Origin of the sequence: Arsukibacterium sp., assembly GCF_036735525.1 — a bacterium.
Classification (GTDB): domain Bacteria; phylum Pseudomonadota; class Gammaproteobacteria; order Enterobacterales; family Alteromonadaceae; genus Alishewanella.
In genome coordinates this window covers 1-661 of sequence record NZ_DAINOE010000149.1, presented here as the reverse complement: position 1 = coordinate 661, position 661 = coordinate 1, and the positions used below count along the sequence as shown (strand labels likewise).

Annotated in this window: 1 protein-coding gene; it reads left to right on the top strand. The window is 48.9% G+C overall.

Translation table 11 applies throughout. From position 1 onward, the window contains the following. Positions 1 to 16: 16 nt before the first annotated feature. Positions 17 to 661, top strand: a 645-nt coding sequence (locus V7D78_RS16375) for an asparagine synthase-related protein (protein WP_333609529.1), incomplete at its 3' end; no start/stop codon positions are given.

Genomic DNA, 661 nt, shown 5'->3' with positions numbered 1-661 from the left:
CGGACAGTGTCATAACGTGCAAGGGAAAACGCTAGCAGCGGCAGACATTCAGTGTCAGGATAATCAACGTCTGCACCAACAGCTGGCAGAACTTTCCGGCCGTTTTGCGGTTATGATATTTAACCGGGTGTCCGGTCAACTGCAAGCATACAGCGATAAATTTGGCGCCCTGGCGCTGTTTTATCATGACGATGCCGATGAATACCGCATTGGCACCCAGCTGAGTGACATTCGTTTGCAACAGCACTATGCTGGGCAAGGCCTGTATAATTATTTCTATTTTCATACTATCCCGGGGCCGGATACAGTTTGGCAGGATGTGTTCAAACTTGAGCCAGCCAGTTACGTTAGCTTAATGCTGGATTCGCCACCCTTTACTGCAGTGTATTGGCAGCCGCAGTTTGCCCATAAACTCGCTTCGACAAAATCTGAATTAGCCTCTGGCTTGCGCCAGGCCTTGATGCATGCCACTGCCTCCTATTGCGATCGAAGCGAGGTCGGCTGTTTTTTAAGTGGTGGTCTGGATAGCTCATCTGTCGTCGCTTGTCTGGCTAAGCAAAGTAAGCAGCCGGTAAAAACCTTTACCATTGGCTTTGCTGAACCAGGTTATGATGAAACAGCCTATGCCAAAATTGTCGCTGATGCCTTTAATACAGAACAC